This window comes from Mesorhizobium sp. M2A.F.Ca.ET.037.01.1.1, assembly GCF_003998075.1.
GTDB lineage: Bacteria > Pseudomonadota > Alphaproteobacteria > Rhizobiales > Rhizobiaceae > Mesorhizobium.
On sequence record NZ_RZSA01001432.1, the window covers coordinates 1 to 1,155 of the forward strand.

General features: G+C 60.9%; 1 pseudogene. It reads left to right on the forward strand.

Annotation, left to right across the window (positions count from 1 at the left end):
- Nucleotides 1-21: 21 nt before the first annotated feature.
- Nucleotides 22-1,053, forward strand: a pseudogene (locus EOA27_RS37380) (ChuX/HutX family heme-like substrate-binding protein); the annotation flags it as partial.
- Nucleotides 1,054-1,155: the final 102 nt, after the last annotated feature.

Consider the following 1,155-nt stretch of genomic DNA (forward strand, 5'->3'; position numbering starts at 1 on the left):
GAACGGGGCAGGGGTAAAAACATGGATCAGCGCAAGAAGCGGTCGCCCAACGAAATCCGGCGTGCGTGGGAAGTCTGTCCGAACATTCCCGCGCGTGATTTCGCAGCCCAATTGGCCATTTCGGAAGCGGAACTGGTCGCGGCCCATTGCGGTTTCGGCGCGGCACGCATCGACCCGCGCGTCAATCACGTTCTGACGGGCCTCGAATTCGTGGGCGAAGTGACGGCGCTGACCCGCAATCAAGGTGCCGTGCACGAAAAGATTGGCGTCTTCAACAGAGTGATAACCGGCAACAATCACGCCATGGTCCTTGGTGACGAATTCGACCTTCGCGTCTTCCCGCAAGCTTGGAGGTATGGTTTCGCTGTTGAAAGGCGCCATCGCGGCGGAATCCAGCGCAGTTTGCAATTCTTCGACGCCACCGGCGCAGCAGTGCATAAGGTGCATCTCAGGCCGGTCTCCAACCTTCATGCCTATCGAAAGCTGGTGGCCGAGCTCGTATCCGCCAACCAGGAGCCGACCATGTCGCTTAAGGCGAGAGTAGCCGACCTGGGCGCGAGGACTGCGGACTGGGCCGGCACGGTGGACGACCTACGCGAGCACTGGAGCCGGCTGACTGACGTCAACCTTCTAAAGACGCTCAAGCTCAGCCGCTGCCAGGCTTTGCGCATGGTCGGCCAGGATTACGCTTGGCTGCTCGACAATGCCGCAGTTGGCGCCGTGCTCCAGCGTGCGGCCGAAGACGAATTGCCGATCATGTGCTTCGTCGGCAACCGAGGTTCTATCCAGACCCATTCCGGCTTAATCAAGTCGGTCAAGCAGATCGGGCCGTGCATCCATGTGCTGGACGAAACGTTCCGGCTGCATCTCAGGACCCACCAAATCCGTGAGGTTTGGGCCGTGCGCAAGCCGACCAATGACAGTCACGTCACCTCGCTCGAAGCATATGGGTCCGACGGCAAGATCATCATCCAGTTGTTCGGTGCGCGCAAGGAAGGCGAACGCGAGCGCGACGACTGGCGGGTTCTGGCGGAAAACCTGCCTCGTTTCCCCGACAGCTACATGAGAAAAGACCGATCGTCGTCGGTGGGACGCCGGCGCCCATCTGCCTCCGCAGCCAGTAGCCGGGCATTGAAGCCGAGACCGGGGACACGA